We start from the raw sequence: 13,145 nt of genomic DNA, 5'->3' as shown, positions 1-13,145 counted from the left end.
ATCTGAATTGTTGATTCAATTCCGGGGGATACGGCAATGTTCTATGCAACAGAATCACCATCCAGTTCGCGCGTGCAACGTGTGGCCGGCACGATCCTCAGCGGCCTGATTATCGCCTTTCTTGTTTTCGACGGCGTGATCAAGCTCATTCCGTTGCCTGTGGTCACGGAGACCATGGAAGCGCTCGGCTATTCCGCCGATCCGGCTTTGGCGCGGCTGCTCGGCGCCATCACGCTTCTTTGCGCCGTTCTATATGCAATTCCGCAGACATCGGTTCTCGGGGCGATCCTTTTTACAGGGCTGCTCGGAGGAGCGATGGCAACGCATCTCAGGGCCGGCAGCCCGGTATTCTCGCATCTGCTGTTCGGTCTCTATCTCGGCGTAATTGCCTGGGGCGGGCTTTATCTTCGCTATGAAGCGGTTCGGAAATTGATTCCGTTTATGCGCTGAAGCTGTTGATTTTGGATTCGATTTGCTATGCCTCGCTGCCTCATTTGTTCGTAGAGCGAGCCATGCCGCAAGTCACCATCGCATCGGTCAGGCAATCCGACGCCGGCGAACTGATCGCGGCGAATGTTGCGAGCCGCGCTTACCATACGCCATGGGCTTACCCCTTTCTGGATTTTCACCCAAATATCTGAGGATCGGCGGCATCTGGTGCGATCATGAACGCTGGGCGTTGCTGTCGGACGACCCGCGCCTTTGATGTTCGACATCAAAGGCTTCCGAGGTCGATTCCGAAGCGGCGGGCAAGCTGTTGAATTCGGATTCGAATTGCTTATTTTTGTTTATGTAGTAACTTCTCTACAAACGGAGTTCGCACAATGACAATCATGAGCAGTCGAGAGTTCAATCAAGATACGAGCGGCGCTAAACGTGCGGCTTCGGAAGGCCCGGTTTTTATTACGGATCGCGGCAAGCCTTCGCATGTGCTGCTCAGCATGGATGAGTATCTGAAATTGGCGAAGAAGGGCAACATCATCGATGCATTGGCGATGCCTGGTGGCGAGGACATTGATTTCGAGCCACCACGAATGACAAACTTCAGCCCGAAGCCGGTTGATCTTTCCTGATGTACCTGCTCGACACCAACATTGTTTCCGATGTTCGCCGAGCTCGTTCGGGAAAGGCAGACCAAGCGGTATTGGATTGGATAGCGTCTGTTCCGGAGCAGCTCCTTTTTATATCGGCCGTTACACTCTTCGAAATTGAGCTTGGCATCTTGCAGGTGGAGCGCCGTGATAAAGTTCAGGGAGCTGCGCTGCGAAGCTGGATGGAGCAAGGTGTGAAAGCTGCGTTTCAGCACCGCGTAGTTGCGATCAACGATCAGATTGCGCTGCGTTGCGCTTACTACAGCGTGCCCGATCCGCGGGAATTGCGGGATGCCTTCATTGGTGCGACCGCATGGGAACGAGGCTTCATTCTCGTGACCCGCAATACGCGTCATTTTCAGGGAATGGACATAGAGCTGCTAAATCCTTGGAGCACCTAGTATCAACATTCTCGAACAAACCGTTCGACAATTCATATTTGCGGTAGCAGCTTCGTCTTCCTATTTCGTCCATCAACAACGGATGGATTTTTATCATGGAACTTGGCCTCTATACCTTCGCTGACGTTAATCCCGATCCCGCTCTCAACAAGGGTGCGGAGGCGGCGCGTCGCCTGAAGAATTTGATCGAGGAGATCGAGTTGGCCGATCAGGTCGGTCTTGATGTCTTCGGGCTCGGAGAGCATCACCGGCCGGAGTATGCAGCATCGGCTCCGGCCGTCGCGCTTGCGGCGGCTGCGGCAAAGACGAAGAACATTCGGCTCAGCAGCGCTGTCACAGTACTGAGCTCGGACGATCCGGTGCGCGTATTCCAGCAGTTCGCGACGCTCGACCTTATTTCCAACGGCCGCGCCGAGATCATGGCGGGCCGAGGCTCGTTCATCGAATCCTTTCCGCTCTTTGGTTACAATCTCGAAGATTACGACCAGCTCTTCGAGGAAAAGCTCGATCTGCTGTTGGCGATCCGTGAGAGCGAGCAGGTGAGTTGGGCGGGCGATCTCCGCGCACCGATTCAAGGGCGAGGAGTCTATCCCCGACCGTTGCAGGATCCGTTGCCGATCTGGATCGCAGTCGGTGGTACGCCGCAGTCGGTCGCGCGCGCCGGGGCTCTTGGCCTGCCGATGGCGCTTGCCATCATCGGCGGCGAGCCGCGCCGGTTTGCGCCGCTCATCGATCTCTATCGCGAGGCTGCTCGCCGCGCAGGGCAGGATGCCGCCAGGCTGAAGACCAGCATCAATGTTCATGGTTTCGTTGCCGATACGACCGAGGCCGCCGCCGATCAGTTCTACGGACCGCAGGCCGAGGTGATGAACCGCATCGGGCGCGAGCGTGGCTGGGGGCCGACAAGCCGGGCGCATTTCGATCAATCGCGCGGGTCGCATGGTGCTCTCTTCGTCGGCGCTCCCGAAGTGGTGGCGGAGAAAATCGTCGCTCATCACAAGCTGTTCAGGAACGACCGCTTCCTGCTGCAGATGGCGATCGGCACGATGCCGCATGAGCAGATCATGCACGGCATCGAGCTTTACGGCACGAAAGTCGCGCCGCTTGTCAGAAAGGCATTGACTGGAGAAAGCGAAGGGGCGAAAGCGACGGCTTGAGTGCCCGCCTCAACAGACGCACGCCAGCCGGAAGCTTTGAATGATCATCTCGAACGACGACGAACTGACCAAGCTGAAAGAGATCGGCCGCATCTGCGCCAACGCCATACAGGCGATGGCGGCGGCGCTGGAGCCGGGGATCACCACGCTGGAACTCGACAATATTGGCCGCAAGGTGCTGGAGGATGCCGGCGCGCGCTCGGCGCCGGAACTCGTTTATAAATTTCCCGGCGCCACCTGCATCAGCGTCAATGAGGAGGTTGCGCACGGCATTCCCGGTCCGCGGGTGATCCAGGCCGGCGATCTCGTCAATCTCGACGTTTCGGCTGAGAAGGATGGCTTCTTCTCCGACACCGGCTCGTCCTTTGCCGTGCCGCCGGTCAAGCCGAAGATCGAACGTCTTTGCCGCGACGGCAAGCGGGCGCTCTGGGTCGGGCTGAACCAGGTGCGCAGTGGCGCGCCATTCTCGAAGATCGGCCACGCCGTCGGCGCTTTTGCCCAGAAGAACCGTTACACGCTGATCGCCAATCTGGCGAGCCATGGCATCGGCCGTTCGCTGCATGAAGAGCCGGCGGAGGTGTCTACCTGGGCCGACCCGGACGAGACCCGCATCATGCAGGACGGCCTCGTTTTCACCGTCGAGCCGTTCCTGTCACTCGGCGGAAGCTGGGCGGAGGGCGGCGATGATGCCTGGACGCTCTATGCCGATCCCCGCGCGCCTACGGTTCAGTTCGAGCATACCGTCGTCGCCACCCGCAATGGGCCGATGATCCTGACCTTGGCGGACAACTGAGCGACTCAGAGCGGTTCAGCTTTTCGCGGAACCACTCTGTCTTTTTGTTCATTCACAATTCCGAACGAAAAACCGCTACGCACTTTTTCTGGAATTGCTTCAGTCTTCCGCCTTCGTCTCACCGCGGATGATATCGGCGGCGGCGCGTTCGAGAATTGCGGCGATGCGCGCGCCCTCAGCCTTGCTCCACGGATATTTTGAGCGCAGCGCCGAGCGCAGAAGCTGGCGTGCGAGGTGAACATCGCCGGCATCGCGGCCGAACGGGCCCTCGCGGCCTTCATCGTCGCCGGCATCCTCGCCGCCAAAGACGCGCCTGACATGCGCCATCTTCTCGCCGATGGCGCTAAGCTTGGCCAACGTCGCCTCGACCAGCGCCTGGTTTTCCTGGACACGCTTCTGACCGCTTTCGGTGATGCGGTAGAGTTTCTTCGTGCCGCTCGCTTCGACTTCGGCCAGACCCGTCTCTTCCAGGTAGGTGAGGGCGGGGTAGATGACGCCGGGGCTCGGCACATAGAAGCCGCCGGAGCGCTCTTCCAGGGTCTTGATCAGTTCGTAGCCATGTCGCGGCTGCTCGGAAAGCAGGGCGAGAATGATGAGCTGCAGATCGGCGGCATCGAATTTCCGGCCGGTCCGAAACCCGCCGCCGAACATGCCGCCCTTGAAGCCTCTCATGAAGTCTCTCCTGTGCCTGCCGTGTGAATCACGGCTTTCGCCATGTCGTAGGATATATGCCTCGATGGTGTCAAAGCTATCGCCGCACATGCGATCTCTAAAGCCTCTCATAACGTGTCTCCTTTGATGATGAGGGTTTATATCGTTCGTCATGTCGTAAGATATATATCGTAAGATAGAAATCCGCAAGGGGGAATGGGATTTTTGCTGTGAGGGGTTGCCGGATCTCCGAAAGGCGACAGGTTGGCCTTCCTAAAACGGGAAACTGCGGCTGAACAATCGCATCACGATCATGGGATAAGCGATTACATCTATGTAAGAATAAGCCAAGGCCGGTTGCCGCCTCTACCGAACTGCCTTAGGTTCGCCGCGAATAAACGTCATTGCGGTCGCTGACCCAATCAAGAAAGCTTGCCTCCCGTGTTTCACTCCTTCTTCCCTCAGCCAAAGCTGTTCTTCACCTCGATGGTGGTCTGGACGATTTTCTGCATAGCAGTCTGGTATGCGTCTTTCTCCGATTTGGGGACGCATCTCGGTTTCGTCATGCCGCCGGAAGGGCAGGAACCATACGATCTCAGCTATTTCGTGCTGTGGGGAAATCTCTGGTTCTACGGGTTTTTCTTTTTATGCACCGCGATCTTCTGTGGGGCATGGCACATCAAAGCCTGGAATCATCCTTGGAAACTCTGGTCGATCTGGGGCTCGGCACTGATCATTCTGGTCACCTATTTTGGTGTCCAAGTATCTGTCGTCGTCAACAATTTCCGCCGTCCTTTCGGTGACCTCTTGCAGGCTGCGCTTACAAAACAGCCTGGGGTGACGGTGGAGAGCTTCTACACGTTGATGATAATCTTCGCGCAGATCGCTTTCCTTAGCATGTTCGTCTCCATCCTGACGGACTTCTACACCAGCCATTATATCTTCCGCTGGCGCACGGCGATGAACAGCTTCTACATGTCGAAATGGGAAAAGCTGCGTCACATCGAAGGCGCTTCGCAGCGTGTGCAGGAAGATACGATGCGCTTTTCGAGCACGCTGGAAGGATTGGGTATCAGCCTGATCAACTCGGTGATGACGCTGATCGTCTTTCTGCCGATCTTGCTCGCGCTTTCGAGCTATGTCACCGAACTGCCGATCATCGGCAAGATTTCCCATTCGCTCTTCTGGCTGGCACTCTTCTGGTCGGCTTTCGGTACGGTGCTGCTGGCGGTTGCCGGCATCAAGCTGCCCGGCCTGAATTTCAAGAACCAGCGCGTGGAAGCGGCTTACCGCAAGGAGCTCGTTTACGGCGAAGATAATGGCGAGCGTGCCCAGCCGGCGACCGTCAGAGAGCTCTTCGCGAATGTGAGGCGGAACTACTACCGCATTTACTTCCACTACGTCTATTTCAACATCGCCCGCTATTTCTATCTGCAGGCCGACTCGATGTTCGTATTGTTCATGCTGGTTCCGACGTTTGTCGCCGGCGCGATCACCTACGGCATATATCAACAGATCGCGACCGCCTTCGGTCAGGTCAGCAATTCATTCCAGTATCTCGTCAACTCCTGGACGACGATCATCGAGCTTCTGTCGATCCACAAGCGCCTTAAGACTTTCGAAGCGGCGATCGATGATGAGCCGCTGCCGAAGATCGACCAGCATTACCTGGAGCGAGATCCTTCCGTCGTCCATGTCGACGGCTGATGAAACTAGGCAAGGCCCCGAAACGGGGCCTTTTTCGATGACAACAATGCGGGGAAGTGGGCTTAGGCTGAAGGCTAACCGCCGGCCTTCACTTCGGCTCATGGCGTTCGTCGCTGCAATCGACCCACCGGGTCGATTGCTCGGGCTTCGCCCGACCGCTCCTCACCCCTGTTGCAGCTTGCCGCGAGCAGCGATCAATGGGATCGCCTCGGAATAGCTGACGCAGGCAACGCCGTCCTTATGGCAGACGTCGCTGACGAAGCGGTCGAGGGCACGCCAATAGGCGCCGTCGTTCATTTCGACGAAATGAAAGCCGAGCTGCAGCGGGATGCGGTCGCCGTTATATTGTTTGGCGAAAGCTGCTTTGAATGCATCGAAGGTGCGGTCTTCGAAGGACTTGGAATCCGCCTTGTCTTCGACGCCCTTGGAATGGTGGACATAGAGATTATAGTCCATGCCGATCACCGGATGGTGGTCCGGTCCCTCGGGGATGAGCGGCAGGCCGAAGCGGTAGAGGCCGTCGACCACCTGCGGCAACGCGGGGCCCTTGGTCACCAGGCTGGCGTCATATTGGAAGCCCATGGCCTTTTCGGCCGGCACCAGGCCGTCGCTGGTGGAAAGATAGGGCGCGCGGAAGCCTTTGACGTCTTTCGTTGCGAATTCCTGCCAGCCGGCAGGCTCCTTGTCCGCTTCGCCGACGTTCTTCCAGGCGTCGCGCAGCGCCTTGCGCGCGCTCATGAATTCCTGTTGCCAGTCCGCTGATGTCCACGCCTTGCCGTCGAAATGGCCGCAGGCGTGGCTGGAGATATCGTGGCCTTCCAGATGGGCACCCCAGATATTGGCGATGCGCGTGCGCACGTCGTCGTCGCTCTTGGCGAAGCCGACATTCGACTTGCCGACTTTCTGTCCGGGCGCCTGATAGGCCTTGGCCTGATCGTGGTTCATCAGGAAGGTGCAGGAAAGGAAGTAGGTGAAATGCGCGCCGTTGCGCGAGGCGATCTCGCGGCTCTTCGTCCACAGCGCATTGTCATGTGCGCCGTCGAAAGAGATCATCACCAATTGCTTCGGCTTATCCTGAGCCTCGGCGATCGCCGGCAGGGCAAGGGAAAGGGCGAGGGAGGCGAAAGAGACAAAACGAAACATGGGCACCGTGAAAATTATGGGGGTGGGCATGATCTCCCGTAACCTGTTTCAGGCTTTTCGCTTCGCGTACCTGCGGTTAGTGGGGCATACCCGGCTTTTCTGTCTCCCTGCCGGTCAAATGCGGCAAAGCTGCGGTCCCGCTGGCAATTTTTCGTCATAGTCGATACTGATGTCTTCATAAGACACGAACGGGATTTCACTCATGTCACTGCTTATCCTTGGCATCATCCTTTTCCTCGGCATTCATCTGATCCGCGTCGTGATACCCGGTTTCCGCCGCTCGATGATCGCGAGTCTTGGCGAGGCCGGCTGGAAGATCGGCTATTCGATCGCCAGCATCGTCACGCTGATTCTATTGATCTACGGCTTCGGGCAAGCGCGCGATTCGACCCCGATCTGGTCTCCGCCGTTCTGGATGAGCCATATCACCATTCTGTTGATGCTTTTTGCTCTGATCTGTCTCGTCGCCTCGCTGCTGCCGGCAGGGCATATCGCGGTCAGGACGAAGCATCCGATGGTGCTGTCGGTGAAGATCTGGGCCTTTGCGCATCTGCTTTCCAACGGCGACGGCGCCGCCATGCTGTTGTTTGCCGCGTTCCTCGCCTGGGGCGTTATCATGCGGATATCGCTGAAGCGGCGTGAACGCGCAGGCGAGATTTCTCTGCGGCCCTTCGTTTCGGCGAAATACGATCTTTATGCCGTCGTCATCGGTATCGTGGTCTGGGGATTGATCATTTGGAAGCTGCACGAGTGGATTATCGGGGTTTCACCGCTCGTTATGTGACGATTTCTGCCATTCCCCCTTACAACAGCCGCAAAATGGAGTAGAAGGCCCCACTACCCATAAGCTCTTTGCGAATATTTTAGGCCTGGGCCGGAGACGAGAATGGCATTCAACGACGATAGCTTCATCCGCGAGGTGAACGAGGAACTGCGTTCGGACCAATTGCGGTTCGTATGGCGCCGTTTTGGCCGGCTTATCATCGGCGCTGCCGTGCTCATCGTTCTCGGCACTGCCGCCTTTAGCGGCTACCGCTACTGGTCCGGTCGTCAGGCCGGTAGCAGCGGCGATCAGTTCATCGCCGCGCTGACGCTGGCTGATCAGAACAAGACGGACGATGCGCTGGCCGCGCTGACTACTATCGAGAAGAGCGGCAGCGGTTCCTATCCGCTGCTGGCACGCATGCGTGCCGCCTCGCTGCAGGCGCAGAAGGGCGATACGGCCGGCGCGATTGCGGCGTTCTCGGCCATTGGCAAGGAATCCGGCGTTCCGGCCGTTATCCAGGACGCGGCTCGCCTGCGTGCAGCCTATCTGCTTGTCGATACGGGCGCGTACGATCAGGTTGCCGCCGAGGCGCAGGAACTGGCCGTGCCGGCCAATGCTTTCCGGCATTCCGCGCGTGAGGTACTGGGTCTTGCTGCCTACAAGGCCGACGATTTCGCCAAGGCACGTCAATGGTTCCAGGCGATCGTCGACGATCCCCAGAGCCCGCGCAATGTCGGCAACCGCGCCCAGATGCTGCTCGACCTCATTACTGCATCCGGCAAGGCACCGGTCGCAAAAGGCTGAAGGGTAAATCACTAAATGAGTTTCACGGTTGCGATCGTCGGTCGCCCGAATGTCGGCAAGTCCACTCTTTTCAACCGGCTGGTTGGCAAGAAGCTGGCGCTTGTCGACGATACGCCGGGCGTGACGCGCGACCGCCGTCCTGGCGATGCGCGCCTCGTTGATCTTCGTTTTCGTATTGTCGACACCGCTGGTCTCGAAGAAGCCAGCGAGGAGACGTTGGAAGGCCGCATGCGCGCCCAGACGGAAGCGGCGATCGACGAAGCCGATCTGACGCTGTTCGTCGTCGACGCCAAAATGGGCCTGACGCATGTCGACAAGACGTTGGCCGAAATGCTGCGCAAGCGCGGACGTCCGGTGGTTCTCGTCGCCAACAAGTCGGAAGCCCGGGGCTCGGATAGCGGCTTCTACGATGCTTTCACGCTTGGCCTTGGCGAGCCATGCCCGATCTCTGCCGAACATGGCCAGGGCATGATGGATCTGCGCGATGCCATCATCGAGGCGCTCGGCCATGAGCGTGCTTTTCCGCCAAAGGATGATGAGGCGGAGACGAATGTCAGCATTCCACGCCCTGCGATCGGTGAGGACGGGGAAGAGATCGACGAGGAGCCGGCCTATGACGAGACGCGGCCGCTGCGTGTCGCCATCGTTGGCCGCCCGAATGCCGGCAAATCGACGCTGATCAATCGCTTCCTTGGCGAAGATCGGCTGCTGACCGGTCCGGAAGCCGGAATCACCCGCGATTCGATCTCGGTCGATTGGAGCTGGCGCGGCCGGACAGTGAAAATGTTCGATACCGCCGGCATGCGCCGCAAGGCCAAGGTGATCGAAAAGCTTGAAAAGCTCTCCGTCGCCGACGCGTTGCGCGCCATTCGTTTCGCCGAGACCGTGGTCATCGTCTTCGACGCCACCATTCCGTTCGAAAAGCAGGACCTGCAGATCGTCGATCTCGTCGTCCGCGAGGGCCGGGCCGCCGTGCTTGCCTTCAACAAGTGGGACATGATCGAGGATCGCCAAGCCGTACTTGCCGATCTGCGCGAAAAGACCGATCGGCTGCTGCCGCAGGCGCGCGGCATTCGCGCCGTCCCGATTTCCGGTCAGACGGGCGAGGGGCTGGATCGGTTGATGCAAGCGGTCGTCGATACCGATAAGGTCTGGAATAAGCGCGTGTCCACCGCCAAGCTCAATCGCTGGCTGGAGACGCAGCAGGTTCAGCATCCGCCACCGGCCGTTTCCGGCCGGCGCATCAAGCTGAAATACATGACCCAGGTGAAGGCGCGTCCGCCGGCCTTCATGATTTCCTGCACGCGCTCGGATGCGCTGCCGGAATCCTATGTGCGTTACTTGATCAACGGCCTGCGTCAAGATTTCGCCATGCCGGGCGTGCCGATCCGCATCCATTTCCGCTCGTCGGAAAATCCTTACGAGACCAAAAAGAAGCGGTGACGCCTTAGAGCAGTTCCAGGAAAAATGCGTAGCGGTTTTCCGTCCGGAATGCGTAAAACAAAGGGATAGAGCGGAAAGCGATTCCATGAAACGCTGGACCGCTCTCGGGATCGGGGCGCTGAGAGATCAGGCCGCGTTCTTGCTCAGCGCTTCGCGTAGCTTGACGACTTCCGCTTTCAAGCGCGTCAGCTCGCTCGCCGTTGTATCCGATGCATCAAGGATGCAGGCGGGAATGCCTGCGGCTTTCTTCTTCAAAGCCGCGCCTTGGCTCGTGAGGCGGATCAGCACCTGGCGCTCGTCTTCCTTGCTGCGGGTGCGCTGAATGAAGCCGGCTGCTTCCAGGCGTTTCAGCAGTGGCGTCAGCGTACTTGATTCCAGAAAAAGCTTCTCGCCGATACCACCGACGGTCTGGCCATCCTCCTCCCACAACGTCACCATGACGAGATATTGCGGATAGGTGAGGTTCAGCTCATCGAGCATCGGCTTGTATAGCCGGTTCATCGCATGGTTCGCCGAATAGAGGGCGAAGCATATGAAAGTATCCAGTTTCAGCGGGTCGTCTGTCATGTCTAGCACTCCATAGGCAACTCTACTTAAATCGTGCGATAAATAATCGTATCCATAAAAATGCATGAGAGCTATGCGTTTTCTTGATTTTGCCGATAAAGAGTCTTGCGCAATGTAAGGTCGCCTTGGAGAACCGGCACCGCGGTTGGATACTCGGTGGCATGGATAGGCCATGCCCGGCTAGTTCGCGGATGGCCACCGCTATGCGTGCCAGTGAACGCAGTGAACCGGCCAACTGTTCCCTCGCCACATAGCACGGTCTGACATCACAGCCGCGCTGCCGGGAGCCGCCTGTGATGCGAATCCCGTTGCTTGTCGGCTAAAGGGTCGAGGAAAGGTGAATTCATACGTGCCTTGCACGCGATAACGGCGTTGGTGGACGGCGCGTAGCCCGCACTCAGCGGTTTTGAGCCAACGTCCGGCCGCGGTGATTGGCGAGGCGGACATTGCCGATGAATTGCGCCGTGGCGGCTTCCCAGGAGTAGTTGAGCGCCAGGGCGCGGGCCGCCTCGCGGGAAGAGGAAAGTGCGTCACGGCAGGCCTTTGCCAGATCGTCATTCACGACGCCGGCTGCATCGTTGCCGCTGAGGATATCTGCGGGGCCGGTGACAGGATAGGCGGCGACCGGAACGCCGCTCGCCAGCGCCTCCAAAATGGCATTGCCGAATGTATCGGTCTTCGACGGGAAGACGAAAACGTCGGCTTGCGAATAGGCATGCGCCAGCGCTTCGCCGAACTTCGAGCCGAGGAAGAGCACCTTGGGATAGAGTTTCTGCAACTCGGCGCGTGCCGGTCCGTCGCCGACAACGACCTTCGAGCCGGGCAGGTCCAGCTCGAGGAAGGCCGGTAGGTTCTTCTCGAGCGCCACCCGGCCGACGGTCATGAAGATCGGGCGGGGCAGGCCGAAGGGGTTCTCTTCCAGCGGTTGCGGCCGAAAAAGCGTCGAGTCGATGCCGCGGCTCCAGGGCAGCAGATTGTGGATGCCCTTCTGCTTGAGCTCATTGGCAAGGCTCGGTGTCGCTACCATGCAGCCGGAACCGGCATTGTGGAACCATTTGACGAAGGCATAGAGCCAGCTCTGTGGGATCGGCAGCCTGGCCGCGACATATTCGGGGAAGCGGGTGTGATAGCTCGTCGAAAACGGCATGCCGTTTTTCACGCACCAGCGGCGAGCCGTCAGCCCGAGCGGGCCCTCCGTCGCGATATGCACATAGGTTGGCCGGACCGCTTCGATCCTGGCGGCGACTTTGCGGTAGCTTGCGATCGACAGGCGGATTTCCGGATAGGTCGGGCAGGGAACGTTGCGAAACCCTTCCGGCGTGATCATGACGACATCGACGCCGATGCGCGCCAGTTCGCGGTTGGTATTTTCGATGGAGCGGACGACGCCGTTCACCTGCGGATGCCAGGCATCGCTGACGATAAGCAGGCGTTCCGGGGTTGCGACCTGGCTTGCCGCTTCAGCCCATGCTCTGTGATCAATGTCCGACAAGCGCTGCAACATATCCAAAAACGTTCCATCCGCACCGCACCCTCATGGTGCCGGCACAACCAAGTCCGGTGCAGCAAAGATGATTCCCGCGCCTGTTCTATTGTGCGGGGTGTCTATGATGGAAATATTACAGTTCTCAGCCGGCGGCCTGCAGCTTTTCCGGCGGCACCAAAGCGCCATGTTCCTGGATGACCTTTGCGGCGATCCCCGCAGCAAAATGGGCGGCGGCGACGGCGTCATCATGCTCCAGATAATGGGCGAGGAAAGCGCCATTGAAGCTGTCGCCGGCGCTGGTGGTGTCGACGACCTTGGCGACCTTGACGGCTGGAACAAGCGTTTCACCGGCATCGGTTCCGACGGTCGCGCCCTCGGCACCATTCTTGACGACGACCATATTGGCGCCGTGCAGCCGGTAACGGCGGATGGTGCCGGCGATCGAGTCATCAGCGAAATGCGAGACTTCGTCGTCGAAGCTCGGCATCACCAGCGTCGAGGCGCGGGCGCCTTCGCCGATCATCGTATGCATGGCGTCAAAGCTCGACCAAAGGCGTGGGCGCAGGTTGGGGTCGAAGACCACCAGCTTGCCGACGGCCTTGGCGCGGCGGAGCTCGGCGAGCAGCGTCTCGGCGTCTTCATGCGACAGGATCGCCAGGGTGATGCCGGAAAAATAGAGGACGTTGGATTCTTCGATCGCGGTACGAAGCCGGTCGCCATCGGCGGCAAGCTGGCGGGCAGCCGAACTGTCGCGCCAATAGCTGAAGGACCGTTCACCATTCTTCAGGTTGATCATGTAGAGACCGGGCGTCTTGCCGCGGAGACGGCGGATGTTCGACGTGCCGATGTCATGCGCCTTCATGAAATTCAGCATTTCGTCCGACATCGCGTCGTCGCCGAGCGCCGTGAAATAGTCGACGGACCAATCAGCCGGCAGGCAGGCGCGGGCATACCAGGCCGTGTTGAAGGTGTCGCCGGCAAAGCCCTTGCGCAGAAGTCCGTCCTCAGCCTGCGACAGCTCCACCATGCATTCGCCGATCGATAGAAAATGCCCGCCCAAGACGTCCTCCTGCGTTTTCGCTTCGTTGCTGCATACGCGTATGCGGCTGCCGGAGCAAGGCGAACGGCGGGCTGCG

14 protein-coding genes are annotated in these 13,145 nt (G+C 59.0%); 9 read left to right on the top strand and 5 right to left on the bottom strand.

What is annotated here, in order from left to right; translation table 11 throughout:
• Window positions 1-36 precede the first annotated feature (36 nt).
• From QA646_RS10905 to map, 5 genes are all read left to right on the top strand, one after another.
• Window positions 37-450, top strand: coding sequence for a DoxX family protein (locus QA646_RS10905; RefSeq protein WP_283055478.1), 414 nt, complete (start codon window positions 37-39; stop codon window positions 448-450).
• Window positions 451-824: 374 nt separating this feature from the next.
• Window positions 825-1,073, top strand: a complete 249-nt coding sequence (locus QA646_RS10900; RefSeq protein WP_283055477.1) for a type II toxin-antitoxin system prevent-host-death family antitoxin — start codon at window positions 825-827, stop codon at window positions 1,071-1,073.
• The gene (locus QA646_RS10895) at window positions 1,073-1,492 is read left to right on the top strand and encodes a type II toxin-antitoxin system VapC family toxin (RefSeq protein WP_283055476.1); all 420 of its coding nucleotides are present in this window, start codon (window positions 1,073-1,075) and stop codon (window positions 1,490-1,492) included. The genes QA646_RS10900 and QA646_RS10895 overlap by 1 nt, the downstream gene beginning before the upstream one ends.
• Window positions 1,493-1,587: 95 nt before the next feature.
• Window positions 1,588-2,649 (top strand): LLM class flavin-dependent oxidoreductase, encoded by a 1,062-nt coding sequence (locus QA646_RS10890; RefSeq protein ID WP_283055475.1) that lies wholly within the window; start codon window positions 1,588-1,590, stop codon window positions 2,647-2,649.
• Window positions 2,650-2,689: 40 nt separating this feature from the next.
• The gene (map, locus tag QA646_RS10885) at window positions 2,690-3,442 is read left to right on the top strand and encodes a type I methionyl aminopeptidase (RefSeq protein WP_283055474.1); all 753 of its coding nucleotides are present in this window, start codon (window positions 2,690-2,692) and stop codon (window positions 3,440-3,442) included.
• A gap of 99 nt (window positions 3,443-3,541) precedes the next feature.
• Here the strand turns inward: map and QA646_RS10880 are convergent, their stop codons facing one another.
• Window positions 3,542-4,114 carry a PadR family transcriptional regulator gene (locus QA646_RS10880; RefSeq protein WP_283055473.1) on the bottom strand — a complete coding sequence of 191 codons (573 nt, stop codon included), beginning with the start codon at window positions 4,112-4,114 and terminating at the stop codon, window positions 3,542-3,544.
• Between the two features lie 420 nt (window positions 4,115-4,534).
• Between QA646_RS10880 and sbmA the strand changes: the two genes are divergently transcribed.
• Window positions 4,535-5,800, top strand: a complete 1,266-nt coding sequence (sbmA, locus tag QA646_RS10875) for a peptide antibiotic transporter SbmA (protein ID WP_283055472.1) — start codon at window positions 4,535-4,537, stop codon at window positions 5,798-5,800.
• Between the two features lie 162 nt (window positions 5,801-5,962).
• Here the strand turns inward: sbmA and QA646_RS10870 are convergent, their stop codons facing one another.
• A complete protein-coding gene (locus tag QA646_RS10870; RefSeq protein WP_283058841.1) occupies window positions 5,963-6,943 on the bottom strand; it encodes a polysaccharide deacetylase in 981 nt (326 codons plus the stop codon).
• Between the two features lie 202 nt (window positions 6,944-7,145).
• Between QA646_RS10870 and QA646_RS10865 the strand changes: the two genes are divergently transcribed.
• The 3 genes from QA646_RS10865 to der all read left to right on the top strand — a co-directional run bounded on the left by QA646_RS10865 (window position 7,146) and on the right by der (window position 9,956).
• Entirely contained in the window at window positions 7,146-7,727 is a 582-nt protein-coding gene (locus tag QA646_RS10865; RefSeq protein WP_283055471.1) for an NnrU family protein, read from the top strand.
• 102 nt (window positions 7,728-7,829) lie between these two features.
• Window positions 7,830-8,513 (top strand): tetratricopeptide repeat protein, encoded by a 684-nt coding sequence (locus QA646_RS10860; protein WP_283055470.1) that lies wholly within the window; start codon window positions 7,830-7,832, stop codon window positions 8,511-8,513.
• Window positions 8,514-8,528: 15 nt separating this feature from the next.
• Window positions 8,529-9,956 (top strand): ribosome biogenesis GTPase Der, encoded by a 1,428-nt coding sequence (der, locus tag QA646_RS10855; protein ID WP_283055469.1) that lies wholly within the window; start codon window positions 8,529-8,531, stop codon window positions 9,954-9,956.
• 126 nt (window positions 9,957-10,082) lie between these two features.
• Here the strand turns inward: der and QA646_RS10850 are convergent, their stop codons facing one another.
• From QA646_RS10850 to QA646_RS10840, 3 genes are all read right to left on the bottom strand, one after another.
• Window positions 10,083-10,523, bottom strand: coding sequence for a MarR family transcriptional regulator (locus QA646_RS10850; RefSeq protein ID WP_283055468.1), 441 nt, complete (start codon window positions 10,521-10,523; stop codon window positions 10,083-10,085).
• Window positions 10,524-10,920: 397 nt separating this feature from the next.
• Complete coding sequence (locus tag QA646_RS10845) at window positions 10,921-12,027, bottom strand: glycosyltransferase family 1 protein (RefSeq protein ID WP_283055467.1); 1,107 nt, start codon at window positions 12,025-12,027, stop codon at window positions 10,921-10,923.
• A gap of 124 nt (window positions 12,028-12,151) precedes the next feature.
• Window positions 12,152-13,069 (bottom strand): sugar kinase, encoded by a 918-nt coding sequence (locus QA646_RS10840; protein WP_283055466.1) that lies wholly within the window; start codon window positions 13,067-13,069, stop codon window positions 12,152-12,154.
• Between the last annotated feature and the right edge of the window lie 76 nt (window positions 13,070-13,145).

The organism is Rhizobium sp. CB3090 (genome assembly GCF_029714285.1).
Classification (GTDB): domain Bacteria; phylum Pseudomonadota; class Alphaproteobacteria; order Rhizobiales; family Rhizobiaceae; genus Rhizobium.
This window is presented reverse-complemented; position numbering and strand designations above follow the sequence as displayed.